The organism is Microbacterium forte (assembly GCF_031885415.1).
GTDB classification, from domain to species: Bacteria; Actinomycetota; Actinomycetes; order Actinomycetales; family Microbacteriaceae; genus Microbacterium; species Microbacterium forte.
This window is the reverse complement of sequence record NZ_CP116871.1, coordinates 275699-297522: the sequence shown is the minus strand read 5'-3', so window position 1 is coordinate 297522 and position 21824 is coordinate 275699. Positions and strand designations below refer to the sequence as shown.

The window sequence follows — 21824 nt, the reverse complement described above, 5'->3', positions numbered from 1 at the left end:
CGGGTACGGCGGCCGGGTCGTCATCGATCCTACCGATGATGCTGTGACTCGTTCGGGTCGACGTTTGACAGAACAGCCGCGTGGCTGGAACGCTGAACCCGACGAAAGGCATCACCGTGAGCGACAACAGCATCCCGACCTCGGCGGACGGACAGCAGCCGACTCCCCCGGCGGCGCCTCTCGCACCGGCTCCGCCGGCTCCCTCGGCGCAGCCGCACCAGGCGTATCCCGGTGCGGCGCCGTCGGTCGCTCCTTCGCAGGGGTACGCGAACCCGTCGCCGCAGCCGCCGCAGTATGCCCCGCAGCAGCCCTACGGCTCTGCGGTGGCTCAGCCGTACGCCGCCGCCCAGCCGCCGTACTACGGGGCGGCGTCCGCACCGGGTCAGCCCGGTGCCGGATATCCGAACTACGGCGCGGTGCCCTACCCCGCTCCTCGCCCCGCCAGCGGACTCGCGATCACCTCGCTGATCTGCGGAATCGCGGGCGTCGTCCTCTTCTGGGCGGTGGTGCCGCTGCTCGCGTCGATCGTGGCCGTCATCACCGGTCACATGGCGCTGCGACAGACGAAAGAGAACCCGGCGATCGGCGGCCGCGGCATGGCCTTCGCGGGCCTCATCATGGGGTACATCATGGTCGCGGTCTTGGTCGTCGGCATCGTCATGACGGTGATCGGCTTCCTCTTCTTCGGCGCCTTCACGCTGCCGTTCCTCTTCTCCGCCTAGCGGCAGACGGGCGAGCCGCGGAGCCCGCGGCGGCGTAGGCTGGACTCATCGTGAAGAGCAAGCCCCTGGTCCCTGCCGTCACCTCGCTTCCGCAGTCGCCGAAAGACGAGGCTGACCACCGCGTGCGCCGATACGCGCTCACGATGACCATCCGCATCGTCTGCTTCGCCCTGATGATGTTCGTGCAGCCCTACGGCTGGTACACCTGGGTGTTCGCGCTGGCCGCCGCGGTGCTCCCGTACATCGCCGTCGTCTTCGCGAACGCGGGCAGCGACAGCACTGAGACCATGGCAGAGTCCCCGGTGCAGCAGTTGGAGGCTCCGGCCGCGACTCCGACGCTCCCGGTCGACGAGACCCCAGCTCCAGGCATCATCACCATCCACGAGAGCCGCCAGGATCGCGAGTGAGTGGATTGGAGTGCTCGCGCGCCGGATGCCGGAACGCGGCGACCATGCAGGTGGTGTGGCGTAACCCGCGTATCCACGCGGCCGACCGTGAGAAGATCTGGCTCGCGTGCGATGAGCATGTCGGCTTCCTCCGTGACTACCTGGCGGCCAGGGACTTCCCCGTGACAGTGAGAGATGGTGTGCCCTCGTGAGTGCCCGGATGGGTAGATGGACCGTATACGTGCTGATCGCGATCGGATTCGCGATCGCCTGCGCGTTCCTGTCGAACTGGCAGTTCGAGCGCAATGAGACGCGATCTGAGCAGATCGCGCTCGTGGAGGAGAACTACGACGCCGATCCCGTCCCTCTCGCCGATCTCATCGGCGACGACGGAGTGCTCGATCCCGGTGACGTGTGGCATCCCGTGGTGCTGAACGGCGAGTACATCGCCGATGATCAGCTGCTGGTGCGCAACCGCCCGCACGGCGGCACGAGCGCGTTCGAGGTCCTGGTGCCGTTCCGCGACGTCGACGGCCGTGTGTTCATCGTCGATCGCGGATGGGTGCCGCCGGGCGACGGCGACTCCCCGGATTCCGTTCCGGCTCCTCCGACCGGAGAGGTCGAGGTCATCGTGCGCCTGCGCCCGGGTGAGCAGCTCCCGGCCTCGGGGCGAGGTGCTCCCGATGGGCAGGTGCCGACGATCAACCTCCCCTCGATCGCCGAGCTGGTCGACGGAGACGTCATCACGAGCGCGTACGGGCAGATCGTCAGCGAGACTCCACCCGGCGACGGGACCCTCGGCGGCTTCGACTCACCCACCGACGACCCGGGACCGCACCTGTCCTACGCGATCCAGTGGATCCTGTTCGCGCTGATGGGCTTCGTCTTCATCGGGTACATCATCCGGACCGAGATCGTGAAGCACCGTGAAGAGGTCGAGGGAATGCCCGCACCGGTGAAGACGACTCGGCGGCGCGACAAGGACGCCGACGTCGAGGACGAGCTGCTCGACGCCCGCTGACTCGCGTCAGTCCCAGGCCGTCACCTCGCCGATGACGGCGGTCTTGGGGTACGCGCCTGCGGGCCCGCCGATCTCGAAGAGGTCGATCATCAGGAGCATGGGATAGTCCGGTGCCTGAGTGAAGCGGCGCACCACCCGCCCCTCACATCCGATGATCGTCTCGCCATCGCCCCAGATCACGGTCCAGGTATGCGGCCTCCGGGCATCGAACGGGAGGGTCACCTCGACCATGTCGGTCGTCAACCTCGTGTCGTGGTGCGACTTGATGCCCGTTCGTACCCGCGTCGTGCTCCCGACAGCTGAGGCGTCGATCTCGAAGATGCAGATCTCGCCGGCGTCCGTCTCGGAGAGGTGTTCGGTACCGACGAGCCACGCCGCGAGCATGCATCCTTCGTCGGTGCCCGCGGCAACCGTGAGGTCGATCCGCCCACGACAGGGTGTGAAGAGCAGTCGCGGCGGCGTATGCGTCTCGACCACGAGCCCGTCGTCGCGGTGGCGATGCGTGCCGGCGGTCGATCCGACCGGACCGGAGTACGTCGCCGTCTGCAGATTCGAGACCCGCAGCGGCGCGTCGTCCGGTCGCCAGTCGAGCTGATCGTGCTCGATCCGGAGTTGCAGTCCGCCCTCGACGAAAGCGAATCGCGCTGCGGAGCGCTCGGGCACCGTCCAGTGCGGCAGGTAGTGCGGAACCCACTTCTCCGCGTCGAGCCCCCGAGTGAAGTCATCCGTGAAAGCCGGCGGTGATGACGGACGCGGCGGCAGGAGCTCGGCCACGGATCAATCCCGCCAGGGAATCGGCTTCTCGGGGAGGCGAGAGCTGTCGTCGGGGAGATGCGGAAGTTGTTCTCCTCCGGCTCGAATGCAGAGCCAGCGCAGCTCTCCCGGGCTGTCGGACCGAGCGCGCCAGGTACGCGCGACGCCCTGTCCCACGCGGATCACCGTTCCCGGGCCCACCTCCACGACCTCGTCGTCGAGTCCCAGCTGCCCGCGTCCGTCGAGAAACACATAGAGCTCCTCGACCCGCGAATGGACGTGCCAGTAGCCGGCTTCCTCCCCCGGTTCGAGGGCGTTCGCGGTGAGGCCGATGTACTGCATCGTCAGCTCATGATCGACGACTCGACGGCCGTCGCGCGAGCGCGCCTGGTCGAACCCGCCATGATGTGCGCGCCACTCGTCGAGAGCACCGATCTCGATCACCTGGTATCCGCTCACGCCCTTCGCCCTTCCGACCTCTGATCTGCCGGGCCGCCCATGATCGAGCGGCTCCATCCGTCGTCGACAGCGTCGAAGACCACCCGCGTGTGACGGCGGTCTCTCGATCCCTGCCAGAACTCGACCCGAGTGGGGATGATCCGCCACAGCACCCAGTCGCCGTCGGCGACCTCTGCCCGCGCGGCCGGGGAGCGCGCTGCGAGATCAGCGGCGCTCTCCTCGGCAGTCGCCTCTTCCACACGGCCGCGCACCCGCACCGCGCGCACCTGCGGCTGCCACCAGAAGTTCAGGGCCGCGCCCGGCGAGGCAGCCAGCTGCGCGCCCTTGCGGGACGACCTCGTGCTGGCGAACGCCCAGCCTCGCTCATCGATCCGCTTCAGGATGAGCGTGCGAGCGTCGGGCAGTCCGTCGGCATCCACGGTCGCGAGGGTCACCGTGTGCGGCTCAGCCACCCCGGCCTCAGCCGCTGCGCGCAGCCACGTGGCGAACAGCGCGCTCGGGTCGTCAGGAAGTGCGCTGAGATCCCAGTCAGGGGCTCGCCCGGTGAGAGCGTGCCGACCCTTCAGCCACTCGTTGAGCTGGGCGGTGTCGAAGTCATGTTCGTCGTGCGTCACGCTCTCGACTATGCCACGAGGGGCGAAGGATCAGGCGAGCTCGATGAGGTCCTGGTACTCCTGGCTCCAGAGGTCTTCGACTCCGTCGGGGAGGATCAGAACGCGCTCGGGGTTGAGCGACTGCACCGCACCCGGGTCGTGCGAGACGAGCACGACTGCTCCCTCGTAGTGCGCGAGCGCGCCGAGGATCTCCTCGCGCGATGCGGGGTCGAGGTTGTTGGTGGGCTCGTCGAGCAGCAGCAGGTTCGCGGACGAGACCACGAGCGTCGCCAGCGAGAGACGCGTCTTCTCACCGCCGGAGAGCACCCCGGCGGGCTTGAGCACATCATCTCCGGTGAACAGGAACGAGCCGAGCACTCTGCGCGCTTCCATCTCGGTGATGTGCGGAGCAGCCGACACCATGTTCTCGAGCACCGAACGATTCACATCGAGGTTCTCGTGCTCCTGCGCGTAGTACCCGACCTTGAGACCGTGTCCGGGCTCGAGCTGACCGGTGTCGGGCTGGTCGACGCCCGCGAGCATGCGCAGCAGCGTCGTCTTTCCTGCACCGTTGAGTCCGAGCACGACGACCTTGGATCCGCGGTCGATCGCGAGGTCGACGTCGGTGAAGATCTCGAGTGAGCCATAGGACTTCGAGAGTCCGGTCGCCATCATCGGGGTCTTGCCGCACGGTGCGGGCTTCGGGAAGCGCAGCTTGGCGACGCGTTCTTCCTGGCGGACGTCATCGAGTCCGGCGAGCAGCTTGTCGGCACGCGCGATCATCTGATGAGCGGCGGCGGCCTTCGACGCCTTCGCCCCGAAGCGGGCCGCCTGCAGCTGCAGGGTCGTGGCCTTCTTCTCGGCGTTGGCGCGCTCCTTCTTGCGGCGCTCCTCGTCGGCCACCCGCTGACGCAGGTAGTTCTTCCAGTTCATGTTGTAGGTGTCGATGATCTGGCGGTTCGCGTCGAGGTAGAACACCCGGTTGACGGTCTCGCCGACGAGCTCGACGTCGTGACTGATCACGATCAGCCCGCCCTTGTAGTTCTTGAGGAACTCGCGCAGCCACACGACGCTGTCGGCGTCGAGGTGGTTGGTCGGCTCATCGAGGATCATCGTCTCCGCATCGGAGAAGAGGATGCGGGCCAGCTCGATACGACGGCGCTGACCACCGGACAGCGTCGAGAGCGGCTGGTCGAGGATGCGGTCGGGCAGCGACAGGTTGTTCGCGATGGAGGCTGCCTCAGCCTCGGCCGCGTACCCGCCCTGACCTTCGAACTCCTCGGTGAGACGCGCGTAGCGCTTCATCGCCTTGTCGGCGACCGCGGGGTCGTCCGACCCCATCGCGAGTGCGGCTTCGCTCATCCCGAGGTTGAGCTGGCCGAGTCCGCGGGCGTCGAGGATGCGGGTGCGGGCGAGGTCTTCGGGGTTGCCCGATCGGGGATCCTGCGGCAGGTAGCCGAGCTGGCCCGAGCGGGTCACGCTTCCGCCCGACGGCAGAACGTCACCGGCGAGCACCTTGGTGAGCGTGGTCTTGCCTGCACCGTTGCGGCCGACGAGACCGATCTTGTCTCCGTCGCTCACGCGGAACGACACGTTCTCCATCAGGAGGCGTGCGCCCACGCGGATCTCGAGTTCGTGCACGGCAAGCACAGCGGGATGTCCGTTCGTTCAAGGGGATTCAGGCCGAGGGGCCAAACTCCCAGTATAGATCGCCCGGCTGTGTGTTCAGTCGAAGTACAGATCGTGATGCAGCCGGCAGCCCGGATTGAAGACCGCCGAGCACGTCGGACACTCCGATGTCTCGAGGTAGGCGTCGATGCTCAGCAGCGAACCGCAGACGCCGCAGAGCACCGCCTGCGTCGAACGCTCGTCCGTCGACCACCGGCGCGCATCGTGCCGGGCGAGCTCCGCGTGACACAGGTGGCACGGGTACCAGTCGCGGCAGCACGCGAACTTGAGGGCGATGACGTCGAGCGGCCCCTGATAGTGCTCGCACCGGGTCTGGTCGTCGACCAGCAGGCCGTGCACGGTGGTCGCCCCGACCTCGGTCGGGCGATCGTCGGATCTACCTCTCCAGAGGGACGCGGTCGATACCTCAGGGTGATGCCCCACCAGCCACCTGCTTCCTAGCCTTCTGAGGTGGATGTTATCAACGAGCTGATCCTGCAGACCGTCGCCTCTCCCTGGCTGTACGCCGTGCTGCTCGCGGTGACGATCATCGACGGCTTCTTCCCGCCGGTGCCGAGCGAGACAGTCCTCGTGGCAGCCGCCGCGGTACTCGCGTCGACCGGTGAGTTCTGGACGCTGCTGCCCCTCGGCCTCATCGCCGCTGTGGGGGCGACGATCGGCGACAACATCGCGTTCGCCCTCGGCCGCAGGCTGGGCACGACCAGGTGGGCATGGATGCGCCGTCCGCGAGTCGCCTCCGCATTCGCTCATGCAGAGAGAGCACTCGCGCACCGCAGTGCGACGCTCATTCTGGGCGCCCGGTACATCCCGGTCGGCCGCGTCGCCGTCAACATGTCAGCCGGTGCCCTGCGCTTCCCCTGGCGGAGGTTCCTCCCGTTGAGCATCGTGGGAGGCATCAGCTGGAGCGCCCTGAGCCTCGCCATCGGACTTCTCGCGGGCTCGTGGATCAAGGACCAGCCGCTCGTGAGCGCCGGCATCGGCATCGTCGTGGCTCTCGTCATCGGGCTGGTGATCGACCGCGTCACGGCATCCCGTCGGCGACGCACCCGTGTTCTGCAACTGGCAGGATGACAGACATGGCACGTCGTCGGCCGCGCACCGAGCGCGCTCCCCGCATCAGCCGTCGCACCGCCGCGCTCACGGCGCTCGGCGCTGCGAGCCTCGTGCTGTTCTCGGTGCTCGTGCCGGTGCAGACCGTGCTGTACGGCACCTCGCTGCCGCTCTCGTTCATCCTCGGTGCCGCTCTGTGCGCCGCACCACTGATGTCGCTGCGTCACCCGCGATGGGCGATCGCGCTGTTCTGCGCTGCGGCGTTCACTCTTCCGCTTCTCGTCGTCCCGGCTCTCGCGACGGAGGCCCCCTGGCCGTGGTCTGTGCCCGCGCTGCTGACGTTCGTGATCCTGGTCGGCGTCGTGACCTTCGTGCACGGGGCCAGAGCGGGCGTCTTCCCCCTGGCCATCGGAGCTCTGCTCGCCCTCACGGCGCCGCTGCTGCGCCCCGAAGTCGTCGCCACTCCCGAGACGGCCGGCAGCGTCACCGCCGACCTCATCGTCACGACCTCGGTGGCCGCGGCGATGTTCCTGGTGGCGGTGCTCGTCGCCGGACGCGTTCGGGTGTCTGCCGAGCTCACCCGCGAGCGCGAGCACTCCGCCCTCGAGGAATCACGACGAGCTCTCGTCGAGGAGCGCACCCGCATCGCTCGCGAGCTGCATGACGTGATCGCGCACAGCATGTCCGTGATCCAGGTGCAGGCGTCGACCGCACGCTACCGGTTGCCCGAGATCGGAGATGCCGCGTCCGTGGAGTTCGACAGCATCGCGGCCACGGCGCGCACCTCGCTGACCGAGATGCGACGGATGCTCGGGGTTCTCCGCACCGAAGACCAGACGGCCGAGCTCGCACCGCAGCAGGGCATCGACGACATCCCCGCCCTCGTCGACACCATCCGTCGAGCCGGAGTGACCGTCGGCCTGGAGATCACGGGTTCCGTGACGGATGCGCCGCAGGCCGTCCAGATCGCGGCCTTCCGGATCGCCCAGGAGGCGTTGAGCAACGCGGTGCGACATGCATCGGGTGCCGCCGTCACGGTGCGCGTGCAGGCCGACCCCGACGCGGTCGGAATCCGCGTCCGCAACGGCCGTGCCTCGGGCTCACCCGCGTCTCCCGGCGGCGGATACGGGCTGCGCGGCATGCGCGAGCGCGTCGAGCTGTTGGGCGGCTCGTTCGACGCGGGCCCCACGACGGGCGGCGGCTGGGAAGTCATCGCCTCGCTGCCGCTCAGAGACGCACCACCGCGGGACAACACCCCAGAGCACCCCGAGGAGACCCCGTGACGATCAGCGTCCTCATCGCCGATGACCAGGCCATGGTGCGCGCCGGATTCGCCGCGCTCCTCGACGCTCACGACGGCATCCGTGTCGCCGGGCAGGCGGCCGACGGCGCCGAGGCCGTCGCTCTCGCCGCGCGGCTCGATCCGGACGTCATCCTGATGGACGTGCGGATGCCGGAGGTCGACGGCATCGAGGCGACCCGTCGCATCCTCGGTCCCGGCTACCCCGCAGCCCATGTGCCGCGGATCCTCATGCTCACGACCTTCGACATCGACGACTACGTGTACGACGCGCTCGAGGCCGGGGCGAGCGGGTTCCTGCTGAAAGACGCTCTTCCGGAAGAACTCGTCCACGCCGTGCGCGTGGTCGCCGGCGGCGACGCGTTGCTCGCCCCCAGCGTGACGAGGCGCATGATCGAGCAGTTCGCAGGGCGGCGGCCGCGCACACCGCGAGCCGCGACCTCGCTGGCCGAGCTCACCGACCGAGAGCGAGAGGTGCTCGTGCTCATCGGGCGTGGCAGATCGAACAGCGAGATCGCCGCCGATCTGTTCATCGCCGAGCAGACCGTGAAGACCCACGTCGGCAAGGTGCTGGCGAAGCTCCGGCTCCGCGACCGTGTGCACGCCGTGATCCTCGCGTACGACGCCGGCCTGGTCGAACCCGCGTCCTGAGCCTCGCCAGGATCACACCCCGGTAGGGGTGCGAACCAGCCCTGGGGGTGATCCCCCGCACGGCACCGCGTTCATACGCTCCTCGGACACCCCATCCGAGGAGGACTTCATGGCCATCGTCGAGGCACCATCCCTCACCGCACTTCGAGACCCGCTGCCGGCAGGTCGCGACACCGCGATCGACTTCCTGCGTGCGGTCTGCGTCGCGGGAGTCGTGCTCCTCCACGCCATCATGGTCGGAGTCACCGTCGTCGACGGCAGCCCGGTGTTCGCGAACGCCAGCGATGGATCGTGGTGGATCGTGCCCGTCAGCTGGGTGCTCCAGGTGATGCCGCTCTTCTTCATCATCGGCGGGTTCGCCGGCTACATCTCCTTCCGGCGCACGCAGGCGCGCGGCGGCGCCGCGGCCTCCTTCATCGCCGCCCGGGTGCACCGGCTGCTGCGGCCGGCCCTGTTCGCGATCGGGATTGTGGGCGCGGCACTCGCGGCGCTGAGCATCGCCGGCGTCCCGGCCGACATCATCGCCGTCGCCGGCTTCCGTTACAGCCAGCCGCTGTGGTTCCTCGCCGTCTTCCTGGGGTGCCAGGCGCTTCTTCCTGCACTCGCGAAGGCTCACGCCCGGAAGCCGCTGATCACGGTGGCCTCGCTGGTCGCGGCTGCGCTCGCCGTCGACGCGCTCCGGGCGATCACCGGATTCGAGTGGGTGGGCTTCCTGAATCTCGCATTCGTCTGGCTCGCGCTGCAGCAGATCGGCTTCTTCCTCGCCGATGGCACGATCGACGGACTGAGCCGACGAGCACGGGCGATCGCGGGAGCTGTCGCATCGATCACACTCGTCGGTGTCTTCTCCACCGGCGTCTACTCCCCTGACCTCATCGCCAACATCAACCCGCCCACAGGTGCCCTGCTTCTCGTCGGAGTCGTGCACCTGAGCGCCGTCTCGCTTCTCCGCGATCGCATCGATGCGTTCAGCCGCCGCCCAGCCCCGGCCGCACTCGCCGCGTTCGTCAACAGACGCACCATGACGATCTACCTGTGGCACATGCCGACGCTGCTCGCCATGGCCGGGATCTGCGCCATGGCCTCGCTCGGCAGCGGCATCGCGCTGCCGGAGCCGAGCACCCTCGCATGGTGGGTGTCTCGCCCGCTCTGGCTCGCTACCGCGCTGACTCTCACCGCGGCGATCGCGCTGGCGTTCACGCGCGTCGAGACGCAGCCGTCCCCACCAGCCGCTGACTCGACTCGCCGGATCGCGATCGCAGCCGCACTCGGCGTCGCCTCGGTCGTGCTGCTTCTCGTCGCAGGAACGACGGTTCTGACGGCCGCACTCGCCGTCGGCGGAATGCTGCTCTCCCAACGCCTCGCACGCCGATCACACCAGACCGCGGGCGGCGAGAGCGTCGCCGACCTCGTCCGCGTGGCGTAGCGTCCTGACCATCAGCGGCACGGTGGTTCGAAGGCCCGGACGAACGCCGCGCGCACGCTGCGCCTCCCGCACAGCATGGGCGAATCCGGCGACCACCGGAATCATCGTGAGCGTCAGCGAGATCGTCATCGCGACCGCATCGGCATCGACACCCAGCCGACGCAGCGGCCGCAGCATCCGATGCAGAACGGCGAGCAGATCACCCATCCGGGTGGTGATCGTGAGAAGCGCAGCCAGCAGGAGCAGCGACGCGACCCTGCTCGTGCTGATCCACGCGGTCAGCGGCGACACGAAGATCCACAATGCCGTCCCGAGAACCAGCACGAGCCAGCGCAGCCGCCAGATCTCGGCGATCAGGACCCTCACCGGCAGCCCGGCGACGAGATAGAGCGTGCACACGACGACGAGCGAGACGGTGACGCTCCACCCGTCATGCGGGTACGCGGACGACACGAGCGCGAGTACCGCGAAGAGCGCGAGTTTGGGCCCCGCCGACATCCGGTGGACGATGCTGGCCCCTAGCCGGTACGACTGGATCATCCGCACCGCCCGCGGTACTCGGCGATCACGTCGTCCGGGGTGCCCGCTGCGAGGAGCGAACCCGCGTCGAAGAGCACCGCATGGTCGCATCTCGCCGCGAGGTCGAGGTCGTGGGTGACGATGACGACCTGCGACGGCAGTGCCAGCAGCAGGTCGGAGACCCTTCGGGAGTTGCGCAGATCAAGCAGCGTGGTCGGCTCATCGGCCACGATCAGGCGCGGCTCGGTGATCAGAACCGACGCGAGAGCGAGCAGCTGCTTCTGACCGCCGGACAGGTCGGACGCGGGCACGTCCGCCCTGTCGGTCAGCCCGTGCTCGGCGAGTGCCCCGGCCACCCGGCTGGCGATCTCCGTGCGGGGCGAACCGCGCAGCGAGAGCGCGAGGTCCTCAGCGGGCGTCGGCATCAGGATCTGCGACTGAGGGTCGGTGAAGACGAAACCGACCCTCCGTCGAAGAGCCTTCGTGTCCCGCCGCGAATCGAGATCGTGAACCGTGACTCGGCCTGCATCCGGCAGCACGAGGCCGTTCAGCAGACGCGCGAAGGTGGACTTGCCCGACCCGTTCGCGCCGATCACCGCGATCCTCTGCGCCGTGAGCTCGACACTCACGTCGCGCAGGATCGCCCGCCCTTCCCTCTCGACGGCGACACCGTCGAGTGAGATCGATCCGACCGCGGTCTCAGATCGCACGGACGGATGAGGGCGCTGCGATCGAACGCGCGGCGAACGCCCGGGGGTACGCGCGTCGCAGCGCCAGAACGAGCGCCGTCGCCGCGGCCGCTTTGAGCAGATCGCCGGGGAGGAACACCAGACTCGCGAGCGCGGTCGGGCCGAGTTCGAGCCCGAGAACGAGCGCTGTCACGGGGATCCCACAGAGATACACCACCAGGATGCCTCCGACGACGACGCCGAGGGCGATTCGCCACCAGCTGAGCCGACCGCGGCCCACGATGAGACCGATCACGATGACGCCTGCCACCCACCCGAGCAGATATCCGGCGGTCGGGCCGACGAAGACACCGAGGCCGCCGCGCCCACCGGCGAGGACGGGCAGTCCGATCGCCGCGAGAGCGAGCACCAGAAGAATCGAGAGCGGAGCCAGTCGGGGTCCGAGCACCGCACCGGCGAGCATGACCCCCAATGTCTGCGCGGTGATCGGCACACCGCCGGGAATCGGCACCGTCACCATGCCGAGAACGATGATGAGCGCGGCGAAGATCGCCACTCTTGCTAGTTCGCGACCGAGGTCATCGCGTTGCTGGGTCATGATCCGACACCTTCCTGAACACTGTTCACCTGAACGGTGTTCACTATAGTGATCACATGAGCCCAGAGCACAACTCCGCCCGTCACGACCGCGATGGCGTCGCACGCGTGGCGCTGGCCCTCCTCGACGAGGTCGGCCTCGCCGACCTGTCGATGCGCCGGATCGCGGGCAGGCTCGATGTTCAGCCGAGCGCTCTCTACTGGCACTTCTCGAGCAAGCAGGAACTGCTGGCAGAGCTCGCCGACCGGATCACCGCGGGGATCCCCCGCGACGATGCCGACGTGCTGACCACCGCGCGCGGCATCCGCGACGCCCTGTTCACCTACCGCGACGGTGCGGAGCTCGTGCTCAGCACCTACGCCCTGCGGCTCGGCTCGTCGTATGCCCAGACCGCGCTCGAGGCCGCGCTCGCGCGCCACGGGCACGCAGAAGCCGCCGATCGGGCAGCGGCGATGCTGCACTTCGTGCTCGGGCACGCGACACTCGTTCAGCAGCGCATGCACGCCGACAGCCACGGGGCCGCTCTCACCGACGGCACGGACGATGTCACCGCCGGCCTCGATCGGGTCTTCGACCTGGGCGTCACCGCGCTCGCAGGGGACTCGCTCGGTGCAGTGGTCAGCCCTCGGACGACTCCGCGGCATGGCCCAGTCTGAGCCCCGGCACCGACGCCAGCAGCACCAGACCGAGGCAGAACGCGAACACCACCCCGAACGATGCGGCCTCGCCGCCCAGCGTCGCGACGAGCAATCCGGCCAGCGCGATCGCCACAGCTGAGCCCGCGGCGTCGGAGATCGACAGCGCCGACGAGTTGAAGCCCTGATTGCCCTCGTTCGAATAGGCGAGGGTGAGCACTGTGAGGCGCGGATACAGCAGCCCCATGCCGCCGCCGGCGAAGCCCCACCCCACGACGACGAATACCGGCGACACTCCCCACTGCGCCGCAGCGAGCACGAGCACGAGCGCCACGAGGAGGAGCGACAGGCTGATCACGGTGATGCGGGTGTTGCCCAGTCGTTCTCCGAAGGCCCCCTGCAGCTGCGAAGCTCCGGCCCATGCGAAGGCGGCGAGCATGAGCGCGATCCCCGCCCAGGTCGCCGTGAAGTCGAAGCGCTCCATCAACAGATAGGGGACGTATGCCTCGGCCGCGAAGAACGCGCCTGCGGCGATGCCGCGCATGAGGACGACGCTCGGCAGACCGCGCCCGGCACGGAGGGTGCGCCGGGGAACGAGCGGCAGCAGCGCGACACCGATCACGATGACGGATCCGATCGCCACCGGCCATGCGAGGCGCACGGTCATCTCCGCAGTGAAGCCGATCAGCACGGCGAAGACAGCGACGACCACCGCGAGAACAAGGCGGATGACGAGCGCCCGGCGATTCTGCGGCTCGCCGCGTCCGAGGTCGACGCCTCGCAGCCGCGCCACGACGATCACGAAGGCGACGCCCGTCAGCACGGCGACGCCGAGGAAGGCCCAGCGCCAATCGAGGTACTCGGCGACCGCCCCGGCGAGGAAGGGACCGATCATCGACGGCACCACCCATGCGGCGGCGAACGCCGCGAACACTCTGCCGTGAAGTTGCGGTGGATACAGCCGAGCGACCACGACGTACAGCGCCACGGTCTGTCCTCCCGCGCCGAGCCCCTGCACCAGGCGCCCGATGAGGAACTGGTCCATCGTCACGGCGAAGCCCGACAGCAGCAGACCGGCGATGAACAGCGACACCGCGGCGTACAGGGCGCCACGGGGCCCTCGAGCATCCGACCAGGCACCCGCGGCGACCATGCCGATCACACTCGTCGCGAGCGTGCCGGCGAAGGCTACGGCGTACAGATCGCGTCCGTCGAGCGCCTCACTGACGATCGGCATGACGGTCGTGACAGCCAGCGCCTCGATCGCGGCGAGGAAGATCAGCGCGACCGCGCCGGCAGTGACCCAGAGTCGTTCTCGGTCCCAGATCGAGGCGGTCGGCCGCTGCTCGGTCGTCATCGGCCCACGAGCGTCGCGATGCGCTCGATGGCCTCGGTGATGATCTCCGGGCTCGTGCCGAAGTTCAGTCGGACGAAACCCCTGCCCGGCTCGCCGAAGGCGGGGCCGAAATGCAGGGCGACTCTGGCCTCCTTGAGGATCCGTCGCGCGGGGTTGTCTCCCCATTCCAGTCCCGAGAGATCGATCCAGGCCAGGTATCCGGCATCGGGGATCCGATAGCGCGCGGCAGGGATCTTCGACGCCAGCAGATCCTCGAGCAGCACGCGATTCTCGTCGAGCGTTCTGAGCAGCCCATCGAGCCACTCGTCGCTCTCCTCGGAGAATGCGGCCACAGCCGCGAGGAGCCCGAACTGCCCGGTGCGCCACTCGACCTCGATAGGAAGCCCGCGCACGATGGCGCTGGTGCGATCGGACGCAGTCACCATGAGCGCGCACTTGAGACCCGCGAGATTGAAGGCCTTGCTCGCACTCACGACGGCGTAGCCCACGCGCTCCGCAGCTTCGCCCGTGTCGAGGAAGGGCGTGAACCCGGTGCCCGGCTGCGCGAGCGGTGCATGGATCTCATCCGAGATCACCGCAGCACCGAACTCATCGGCGATCTCGGCGAGAGCGGTTAGCGAGTCGCGGCTGTGCACCGTGCCGGTCGGGTTGTGCGGATTGCAGAGCAGCATGGCTGTGGCGCCGTCTTCGAAAGCCGCGCGGATGCCGTCGAGATCGAGTTCCCACGCCGTGCCGGTGTCGAGCAGCGGCACCCGCGCGACCTCTGCCCCGGCCTCGGAGACCAGGTCGAAGAACGGTGGGTACACCGGTGTGGTGACGACCACGCGCTCCCCCGGCTGCGTGACGCGGCGCAGGATCTCGACGATCCCCATGCTCACATCGGCGGTCGTGCGCATCCGCGACGGATCCGCATGCCAGCCGTAGCGACGCATCGCGAAGGCGGCATAGGTCTCGGGAAGAGGCGTCCGCGATGCGATGTATCCGGTGTCGCCGGTGTCGACAGCGCGTCGAAGAGCCGAGGAGATCGCCGGCGCCAACGGGAAGTCGATCTCCGCGACGAAGAGCGGCAGGACATCGGCGGGATACTCCCGCCACTTCTCGCTGCTGCGCTCGCGAAGCTCTGCCAGAGGCAGGGCCTTGACCTCGAGCATCCTCAGATGGCGAAGCCGAGAGCGCGCATCATGTCGCGCCCGTCGTCCGTGATCTTCTCGGGGCCCCACGGCGGCATCCACACCCAGTTGATGCGGAAGCGATCGACGACGCTGTCCAGAGCCTGAGCGGTCTGGTCCTCGAGCACGTCGGTCAACGGGCAGCCTGCGCTGGTGAGCGTCATGTGGATGACGAGGGCATCGTTCTCGTCATCCCACGCAAGATCGTAGATGAGGCCGAGGTCGACGACGTTGATCCCGAGTTCCGGGTCCATGACGTCTTTGAGAGCCTCGGTGACCTCGTCGTACTTCTCGTCGGTGAGGGTGGCTGTCATGCCAATCAGCCTACGCCTCGATCGGGGCTGCGGGGTCGAGGAAACGGTCGTATCCCTCGTCCTCGAGCCGGTCGGCGAGCTCCGGGCCGCCCTCTTCGACGATCTTGCCCGCAACGATCACGTGCACGAAGTCAGGGCGGATGTAGCGGAGGATGCGGGTGTAGTGCGTGATCAGCAGCACGCCGAGACCCGTGGCCTCCTTGGCGCGGTTGACGCCCTCGGAGACGATCTTCAGCGCGTCGACGTCGAGGCCGGAGTCGGTCTCGTCGAGGACGGCGAACTTGGGCTTGAGCACCTCGAGCTGAAGGATCTCGTGACGCTTCTTCTCGCCGCCGGAGAAGCCCTCGTTGACGTTGCGCTGGGCGAACTTCGGGTCCATACGAAGGTTGGACATGGCCGTCTTGACGTCCTTCGTCCACCCGCGGATCGCCGGCGCCTCGCCGTCGATCGCGGTCTTGGCAGTGCGGAGGAAGTTCGTCACCGTCACGCCGGGGATCTCGACCGGGTACTGCATCGCGAGGAAGAGGCCCGCACGAGCTCGCTCGTCGACGCTCATCGCGAGGACGTCCTGGCCGTCGAACGTGATCGAGCCGGAAGCCACCGTGTACTTCGGGTGACCGGCGATCGTGTAAGCGAGCGTCGACTTGCCTGAGCCGTTGGGGCCCATGATCGCGTGCGTCTCACCCGTGTTCATCGTGAGGGTGATTCCGTTGAGGATCGGGGTGATTCCCGCCTCGGTCTCGACCGTCACGTAGAGGTCGCGGATTTCGAGAACAGACATTCAGACTTCCTTCGTCACAGTCGGGTCGATGAGCACGTCGTCGCCGTCGATCTCGACGACGTAGACCGGAACGGGCTCATAAGCAGGGAGATTCTGGGGCTTGCCGGTGAGCAGCGAGAATGCGGAGCCGTGGGCCCAGCATTCCACTGTCTCTCCTTCGACGAAGCCCTCGGAGAGTGAGATGTCACCGTGGGTGCAGGTGTCTCCGATGGCGTGGATGACGCCTTCGGAGTCCTTGATGACGGTGATCGGCACGCCGTTCGGCTCGACACGCAGCGGCATGTCCTGCTCGAGCTCGGCGACGCCGCAGACGCGCTCTGCGGTCATGCGTTCACCTCGGCGAGCTCCGTCTCGATCGCGGCGAGAAGCTCGGCCTCCAGCGCGGGGATCCCCAGACGCTGGACGATGTCGGTGAGGAAGCCGAGCACGACGAGGCGGCGCGCTTCCTCTTCGCTGATCCCTCGGGCCTGCAGGTAGAACAGCTGCTCGTCGTCGAAACGACCGGTGGCGCTGGCGTGGCCCGCGCCGAGGATGTCTCCGGTCTCGATCTCCAGGTTCGGGATCGAGTCGGCGCGAGCGCCCTCGGTGAGCACCAGGTTGCGGTTCGCCTCGTACGAGTCGGTGCCGTTCGCGTCGGCGCCGATCAGCACGTCGCCGATCCAGACGCTGTGCGCGCCCTGGCCCTGGAGCGCACCCTTGTAGAGGACGTCGCCCTTGGTGTGCGGCCCCTTGTGGTGCAGGAACACCTGGCTCTCGAGGTGCTGGCCCGCATCGGCGTAGGAGAGGCCGTAGAGGTATCCCTCCGAGCCCGCACCCGCGAGCTCGACGCTCGGGTTCACACGGACGACGCCGCCGCCGAAGCTGATGACGAAGTGCTTGAGCGTGGCATCCGCGTCGACGCGAGCCTGGTGAGCGGACGTGTGCACGGCTTCGTCCTGCCACTGCTGCAGGCTGATGACGGTGAGCTTCGCACCGTCACGCACGATGATCTCGACGTTCTGCGAGTACTGCGCCGCGCCCGTGTGCTGGAGCACGACGGTCGCGGAGCTGTGCTCGAGCGCCTCGATCACGATGTGGGCGTCGGCCCGTCGATCTGCACCGAGTCCGTCGATCGCGAGGAAGACCGGCTCAGCGACCTCTTCTTCACGCGGGATGCGGATGTGGAGCGCTTCGGTTGCGCCCTGCCACGCGATCGCGGCGGTGATGTCCTCCGCGAGGAAGACCTCCCCGCGCGGTGCGTCGCCGGCGGCCAGCGGCGCCGACACGTACTGCTCTCCCGAGTTGAAGGAGTAGCTCACGCCATCGCCCGCTCCCGCGACCTCGAAGAGAGGCGAGAGCTTGGCGACCGGGGTGTGCTTCCAGTTGACCTCGCGACCGGTGGGAGCACCGAAGTCATCCGGGTCGAAGGAGTGGGGGCGCTCCGAGCGGGTCTGCACCGGGACGAATCCGGCGGAGGAGACCTGTGCTGCGGGGTCGATGTGCGCGTTCGTGTGCTGCGCCTCGCTGGGCGCTGTCGTCGAGGCCGCCATTTAGCCGACCGATCCTTCCATGCCCATTTCGATGAGCTTGTTCAGTTCCATCGCGTACTCCATGGGCAGTTCCCGTGCGATCGGCTCGATGAAGCCGCGCACGATCATCGCCATCGCCTCGTCCTCGGGCATGCCGCGAGACTGCAGGTAGAAGAGCTGCTCCTCACTGACCTTCGAGACTGTCGCCTCGTGGCCGAGCTGCACGTCGTCCACACGGATGTCGATCGCGGGATATGTGTCGGAGCGCGATTTGGTGTCGACCAGCAGGGCGTCGCAGCGCACGGTGTTGGCGGAGTGGTGCGCGTTGGCGTCCACTCGGACCTCGCCGCGGTATCCCGCACGACCGCCACCACGGGCGATCGACTTCGACACGATCGACGACTGGGTGTACGGCGCCATGTGGATCATCTTCGCGCCGGCGTCCTGGTGCTGCCCCGGGCCTGCAAACGCGACAGAGAGCGTCTCGCCCTTGGCGTGCTCGCCCATCAGGTAGATCGACGGGTACTTCATCGTCACCTTGGAGCCGATGTTGCCGTCGACCCATTCCATCGTCGCGCCTTCGTGCGCGACCGCACGCTTGGTGACGAGGTTGTAGACGTTGTTCGACCAGTTCTGGATCGTCGTGTACCGAACGCGGGCGTTCTTCTTCACGATGATCTCGACCACGGCCGAGTGCAGCGAGTCCGACTTGTAGATCGGAGCCGTGCAGCCCTCGATGTAGTGGACGTAGCTGTCTTCGTCGGCGATGATCAGCGTCCGCTCGAACTGACCCATGTTCTCGGTGTTGATGCGGAAGTAGGCCTGGAGCGGGATCTCGACGTGCACGCCCTTGGGGACGTAGACGAACGAGCCTCCGGACCACACGGCGGTGTTCAGGGCGGCGAACTTGTTGTCACCGGCCGGGATCACCGAGCCGAAGTACTCCTCGAAGAACTCGGGGTGCTCGCGCAGAGCGGTGTCGGTGTCCATGAAGATGACACCCTGCTCCTCCAGGTCCTCGCGGATCTGGTGGTAGACGACCTCGGACTCGTACTGGGCGGCGACGCCCGCGACGAGGCGCTGGCGTTCGGCCTCGGGGATGCCGAGGCGCTCGTAGGTCTCGCGGATCTCCGCGGGGAGGTCCTCCCAGGACTGCGCCTGCTTCTCCGTGGAGCGCACGAAGTACTTGATGTTGTCGAAGTCGATCTCGCTGAGGTCTGCACCCCACGTCGGCATCGGCTTGCGTCCGAAGAGCTGATACCCCTTGAGACGGGTCTTCAGCATCCATTCGGGCTCGTGCTTGAGCGCCGAGATCCCGCGAACCACCTCTTCGGAGATTCCACGCTTGGCGATGGCTCCGGCGGCATCTTCGTCATGCCATCCGAATTCGTACACCCCCAGGCCGTCAAGCTCCGGGCGGTCGATCAGCACATCCGACATCACACACTCTCCTCACAGGTCCCAAACGGTGTCATCCGCCCCGACACACCTGATCCCCGTCGAGTCTGCGGGAGCGGGTGCCGTTGGTGGGCCCTCATCACCGGCGCATCCATCGCGCCTAAACTGTTAGTGATGCTTCAGCGCGGTAAGCGCTCATCACAACAATCCGATTCTACAGGTTCCGCCTGAAGACAGGGCCGCCCGCCGTGTCCGGGCGGTTCGGAGAAGACTTATGCCCCAGCCCTCGATCTCCTCCCCCGTGAACGCACCGGCCTCGGCTCATGCGATCCTCTGGGGACGAGCTCTCCGCGTGTTCGCCTGGCTGTCCTTCCTGGCTCAGACGATCATCATCGGCACCGGCGGCGCAGTGCGCCTCACGGGCTCCGGCCTCGGGTGCTCGGAATGGCCGCTCTGCACCCCCGAGTCGCTCGTGCCGATATATGCCGATCAGGGCATCCACGGCATCATCGAGTTCGGCAACCGCGTCATGACGGGCGTCGTCGGCATCATCGCCCTCGCCGTCCTGCTGCTCGTGCTCGCACGTGTCGGCGGCCGACTGCTGGTCTTCTCCGCCCTGCGTTTCGCGGGCGCCGGCATTCTCGCGGCCGTCATCACCTTCGTGATCGTGTCGCTGTTCTCGCTTCCCGCGACTCCATTCGCCATGGGCGCTCTGCTGATCGCCGTGATCGCGGCGATGGTGCGATCCTTCCGTCTGACGACCGACCGTCGTGATCTCGTCGTCCTCGCCTGGATCGTCCTGCTCGGAGTCGTCGCACAGGCGCTCGTCGGCGGCATCACCGTGCTCACCGGCCTGAACCCCTTCATCGTCGGGTTCCACTACGTCTCCTCCCTGCTGCTGGTGTGCGTCACCGCGGCGTTCCTGGTGCGCCTGTACGGGCAGCCGGGTCCGAGGGAGCGCGCGGTCCCGAAGTGGTTCGCGATCCTGAGCCACGTCACGGGCCTGGCTCTCGCCGTCACGATCGTCTTCGGTGTGCTCACCACCGGTTCGGGCCCGCATTCTGGTGATGCCGACGTGCTCCGTCACGGGTTCGACGCCACCGTGCTGGCGCACGTCCACGCATGGCCCGGATACATCCTCGCCGCGCTCGTCGCCACGCTCACGATCTCCGCATGGGTGCTGCGACTCGAACCCCGCAAGTGGTTGCTCGTGCTCGTGCTCGCGATCCTCGTGCAGGTCGGTGTCGGCATCTGGCAGGCGCGTGAGGGCCTCCCTCCACTGCTCGTCGGCATCCACATGGTGCTCGCGTCGCTCTCGGCGGCGACGTACACGGTCGTGGTGCTGCATCTGAAGAAGCCCGTCGCGCCCAGGGAGTGACGAACCCGGCCGTGAGGTCGGCGCGCTCCGAGCCCTCGGCACAGTGGATGCACAGCTGAGGCATCAGAGGCTCATCAGTTGGTCGTGCATCGTGGCCGACATGAAAAAGTCACTGACACGCAGCATCGGCTTCTGGCTCCTCCTCGTGCTCTCGCTCGCCTCGGCTGGCGTGGGCGGATGGCTCATCGCCGGTCAGATCGGCACCATGACGAGCACTCTGCTCGACGGCACGGCCACCGGCATCGAGGTCTACGTCGGGCAGTCGCTCGTCGTCGTCGGCGCCGCACTCCTGGGCGCGGGCGTCATCGGAATCCTCGTCGCGGTGGCGCTGAGCGCCGTGCAGGCGCTTCTGCCCTCCCCCGCTCCCGTCGTCGTCGAGCCGATCGACGGCGACACCGAATCAGACGCCGCCGACGACGAGACCACGATGGTCGAGAACAGCTCGACCCACGCGGATGCCGAGCAGATCGCCGAGGACGACGAGGCTCAGAACGGCAGCAGCGGGTCGACGGCGACGGCGACGAAGATCAGCGTCAAGTAGGTGATCGAGGCGTGGAAGACGCGCATCGGCCGCGCCTCGTTCCCCCGCACCGCCTGGTTGTACAGACGGTGTGATTCATAGATGAACCACCCTCCGAACACGAGGGCGGAGACGGTGTAGACGAGGCCCATGTTCGCGATCGGGATCAGCAGCAGCGAGCAGGCGATGGTCGCCCAGGCGTACAGGATGACCTGGAGACCGACCTGCGAGGCGTTGCGGGTCACACCGAGCATGGGCACGTCGACGTCTTCGTAGTCGTCCTTGTACTTCATGGAGAGCGGCCAGTAGTGCGGCGGGGTCCAGAGGAAGATGAGCGCGAAGAGGATGAGCGCCGGCCAGTCGAGCGAACCGGTGACAGCCGCCCAGCCGATGAGAACCGGGAAGCATCCGGCGATACCGCCCCAGATGATGTTCTGTTCGGTGCGGCGCTTGAGGATCATCGTGTAGATCACGACGTAGAAGAAGATCGCGGATGCCGACAGCGTGGCCGCCAGCCAGTTCGTGGTGTACCACAGCCACACGGTCGAGACCACGGCCAGGGTCCACGAGAAGATCAGCGCGCCGCGAGGCGTGATCTCTCCCGTCACGAGCGGACGATTCTCGGTGCGGTGCATGTGGGCGTCGATGTCGCGATCGAGGTACATGTTGAACGCCGCGGCGGAGCCCGCGCTCAACGATCCGCCGATGACGGTGGCGAGGACCAGCCACATGTCGGGCAGTCCGCCCTGGGCGAGGAACATCACCGGGACGGTCGACACCAGCAGCAGTTCGAGGACGCGCGGCTTGGTGAGGGCGACGTACGCCTTCACGGTGCGACCGATGGACTTCTTCACAACGGTCTGATCAGACATCGTCGAGATCTCGATCGCCTCCTCCACACGCGTCAC

The 21824-nt window shown here is 67.6% G+C and carries 27 protein-coding genes; 11 read left to right on the top strand and 16 right to left on the bottom strand.

What is annotated here, in order from left to right; genetic code table 11:
• Positions 1-80 precede the first annotated feature (80 nt).
• From OB895_RS01525 to OB895_RS01510, 4 genes are read left to right on the top strand one after another with little or no spacing between them, the layout of a single operon-like run.
• The gene (locus OB895_RS01525; protein ID WP_311878720.1) at positions 81-722 is read left to right on the top strand and encodes a DUF4190 domain-containing protein; all 642 of its coding nucleotides are present in this window, start codon (positions 81-83) and stop codon (positions 720-722) included.
• 50 nt (positions 723-772) lie between these two features.
• Positions 773-1129, top strand: coding sequence for a DUF3099 domain-containing protein (locus OB895_RS01520; RefSeq protein ID WP_311878718.1), 357 nt, complete (start codon positions 773-775; stop codon positions 1127-1129).
• Positions 1126-1320, top strand: coding sequence for a hypothetical protein (locus OB895_RS01515; RefSeq protein ID WP_042537550.1), 195 nt, complete (start codon positions 1126-1128; stop codon positions 1318-1320). The genes OB895_RS01520 and OB895_RS01515 overlap by 4 nt, the downstream gene beginning before the upstream one ends.
• Before the next feature lie 8 nt (positions 1321-1328).
• Entirely contained in the window at positions 1329-2129 is an 801-nt protein-coding gene (locus OB895_RS01510) for an SURF1 family cytochrome oxidase biogenesis protein (RefSeq protein ID WP_311878715.1), read from the top strand.
• Positions 2130-2135: 6 nt separating this feature from the next.
• Here the strand turns inward: OB895_RS01510 and OB895_RS01505 are convergent, their stop codons facing one another.
• The 5 genes from OB895_RS01505 to OB895_RS01485 all read right to left on the bottom strand — a co-directional run bounded on the left by OB895_RS01505 (position 2136) and on the right by OB895_RS01485 (position 5962).
• Positions 2136-2903, bottom strand: coding sequence for a LamG domain-containing protein (locus tag OB895_RS01505; RefSeq protein WP_228385515.1), 768 nt, complete (start codon positions 2901-2903; stop codon positions 2136-2138).
• Between the two features lie 3 nt (positions 2904-2906).
• Positions 2907-3341, bottom strand: coding sequence for a cupin domain-containing protein (locus OB895_RS01500; protein WP_311878713.1), 435 nt, complete (start codon positions 3339-3341; stop codon positions 2907-2909).
• Positions 3338-3955 (bottom strand): pyridoxamine 5'-phosphate oxidase family protein, encoded by a 618-nt coding sequence (locus tag OB895_RS01495; RefSeq protein WP_042537556.1) that lies wholly within the window; start codon positions 3953-3955, stop codon positions 3338-3340. The genes OB895_RS01500 and OB895_RS01495 overlap by 4 nt, the downstream gene beginning before the upstream one ends.
• A gap of 30 nt (positions 3956-3985) precedes the next feature.
• Entirely contained in the window at positions 3986-5584 is a 1599-nt protein-coding gene (locus OB895_RS01490) for an ABC-F family ATP-binding cassette domain-containing protein (protein WP_042537558.1), read from the bottom strand.
• Between the two features lie 75 nt (positions 5585-5659).
• Entirely contained in the window at positions 5660-5962 is a 303-nt protein-coding gene (locus OB895_RS01485) for a CHY zinc finger protein (RefSeq protein WP_042537757.1), read from the bottom strand.
• 111 nt (positions 5963-6073) lie between these two features.
• Between OB895_RS01485 and OB895_RS01480 the strand changes: the two genes are divergently transcribed.
• From OB895_RS01480 to OB895_RS01465, 4 genes are all read left to right on the top strand, one after another.
• The gene (locus OB895_RS01480) at positions 6074-6694 is read left to right on the top strand and encodes a DedA family protein (protein WP_311878710.1); all 621 of its coding nucleotides are present in this window, start codon (positions 6074-6076) and stop codon (positions 6692-6694) included.
• Between the two features lie 5 nt (positions 6695-6699).
• A complete protein-coding gene (locus OB895_RS01475) occupies positions 6700-7956 on the top strand; it encodes a sensor histidine kinase (protein WP_311878708.1) in 1257 nt (418 codons plus the stop codon).
• On the top strand, positions 7953-8624 hold the full coding sequence (locus OB895_RS01470) for a response regulator (RefSeq protein ID WP_042537568.1): 672 nt from the start codon (positions 7953-7955) through the stop codon (positions 8622-8624). The genes OB895_RS01475 and OB895_RS01470 overlap by 4 nt, the downstream gene beginning before the upstream one ends.
• 109 nt (positions 8625-8733) lie before the next feature.
• Positions 8734-10050, top strand: a complete 1317-nt coding sequence (locus tag OB895_RS01465; protein WP_311878707.1) for an acyltransferase family protein — start codon at positions 8734-8736, stop codon at positions 10048-10050.
• Here OB895_RS01465 and OB895_RS01460 read toward each other — a convergent pair.
• From OB895_RS01460 to OB895_RS01450, 3 genes are read right to left on the bottom strand one after another with little or no spacing between them, the layout of a single operon-like run.
• Positions 9997-10548: an energy-coupling factor transporter transmembrane component T family protein gene (locus OB895_RS01460; RefSeq protein ID WP_311878706.1), complete on the bottom strand. Its 552-nt coding sequence runs from the start codon at positions 10546-10548 to the stop codon at positions 9997-9999. The genes OB895_RS01465 and OB895_RS01460 overlap by 54 nt on opposite strands.
• A gap of 38 nt (positions 10549-10586) precedes the next feature.
• Positions 10587-11279: an energy-coupling factor ABC transporter ATP-binding protein gene (locus OB895_RS01455; RefSeq protein ID WP_311878704.1), complete on the bottom strand. Its 693-nt coding sequence runs from the start codon at positions 11277-11279 to the stop codon at positions 10587-10589.
• Positions 11269-11856 carry a biotin transporter BioY gene (locus tag OB895_RS01450; RefSeq protein WP_311878702.1) on the bottom strand — a complete coding sequence of 196 codons (588 nt, stop codon included), beginning with the start codon at positions 11854-11856 and terminating at the stop codon, positions 11269-11271. The genes OB895_RS01455 and OB895_RS01450 overlap by 11 nt, the downstream gene beginning before the upstream one ends.
• Positions 11857-11912: 56 nt before the next feature.
• On the opposite strand from OB895_RS01450, the gene OB895_RS01445 reads away from it, so the two are divergent.
• Positions 11913-12512: a TetR family transcriptional regulator gene (locus tag OB895_RS01445; protein ID WP_042537574.1), complete on the top strand. Its 600-nt coding sequence runs from the start codon at positions 11913-11915 to the stop codon at positions 12510-12512.
• Here the strand turns inward: OB895_RS01445 and OB895_RS01440 are convergent.
• Genes OB895_RS01440 through sufB form a run of 7 tightly spaced genes read right to left on the bottom strand, consistent with a single transcriptional unit; the run spans position 12475 to position 19060 of the window.
• Entirely contained in the window at positions 12475-13848 is a 1374-nt protein-coding gene (locus OB895_RS01440) for an MFS transporter (protein ID WP_311878701.1), read from the bottom strand. The genes OB895_RS01445 and OB895_RS01440 overlap by 38 nt on opposite strands.
• Positions 13845-14999 carry a MalY/PatB family protein gene (locus tag OB895_RS01435; protein ID WP_311878699.1) on the bottom strand — a complete coding sequence of 385 codons (1155 nt, stop codon included), beginning with the start codon at positions 14997-14999 and terminating at the stop codon, positions 13845-13847. Before OB895_RS01435 ends, OB895_RS01440 begins: the two co-directional genes overlap by 4 nt.
• Before the next feature lie 2 nt (positions 15000-15001).
• The gene (locus tag OB895_RS01430) at positions 15002-15331 is read right to left on the bottom strand and encodes a metal-sulfur cluster assembly factor (RefSeq protein ID WP_042537580.1); all 330 of its coding nucleotides are present in this window, start codon (positions 15329-15331) and stop codon (positions 15002-15004) included.
• Between the two features lie 10 nt (positions 15332-15341).
• Entirely contained in the window at positions 15342-16112 is a 771-nt protein-coding gene (gene sufC, locus OB895_RS01425; protein ID WP_042537582.1) for a Fe-S cluster assembly ATPase SufC, read from the bottom strand.
• A complete protein-coding gene (locus tag OB895_RS01420; protein WP_042537584.1) occupies positions 16113-16439 on the bottom strand; it encodes a non-heme iron oxygenase ferredoxin subunit in 327 nt (108 codons plus the stop codon).
• Positions 16436-17641: a Fe-S cluster assembly protein SufD gene (gene sufD, locus OB895_RS01415; RefSeq protein ID WP_042537587.1), complete on the bottom strand. Its 1206-nt coding sequence runs from the start codon at positions 17639-17641 to the stop codon at positions 16436-16438. Before sufD ends, OB895_RS01420 begins: the two co-directional genes overlap by 4 nt.
• Positions 17642-19060: a Fe-S cluster assembly protein SufB gene (gene sufB, locus OB895_RS01410; RefSeq protein WP_042537589.1), complete on the bottom strand. Its 1419-nt coding sequence runs from the start codon at positions 19058-19060 to the stop codon at positions 17642-17644.
• Between the two features lie 232 nt (positions 19061-19292).
• On the opposite strand from sufB, the gene OB895_RS01405 reads away from it, so the two are divergent.
• Together OB895_RS01405 and OB895_RS01400 are read left to right on the top strand one after the other, a co-directional pair.
• The gene (locus OB895_RS01405) at positions 19293-20396 is read left to right on the top strand and encodes a COX15/CtaA family protein (protein WP_311878696.1); all 1104 of its coding nucleotides are present in this window, start codon (positions 19293-19295) and stop codon (positions 20394-20396) included.
• Between the two features lie 100 nt (positions 20397-20496).
• The gene (locus OB895_RS01400) at positions 20497-20937 is read left to right on the top strand and encodes a hypothetical protein (protein WP_194285927.1); all 441 of its coding nucleotides are present in this window, start codon (positions 20497-20499) and stop codon (positions 20935-20937) included.
• Here the strand turns inward: OB895_RS01400 and OB895_RS01395 are convergent.
• Positions 20883-21797, bottom strand: a complete 915-nt coding sequence (locus OB895_RS01395) for a heme o synthase (RefSeq protein WP_376708833.1) — start codon at positions 21795-21797, stop codon at positions 20883-20885. The genes OB895_RS01400 and OB895_RS01395 overlap by 55 nt on opposite strands.
• Between the last annotated feature and the right edge of the window lie 27 nt (positions 21798-21824).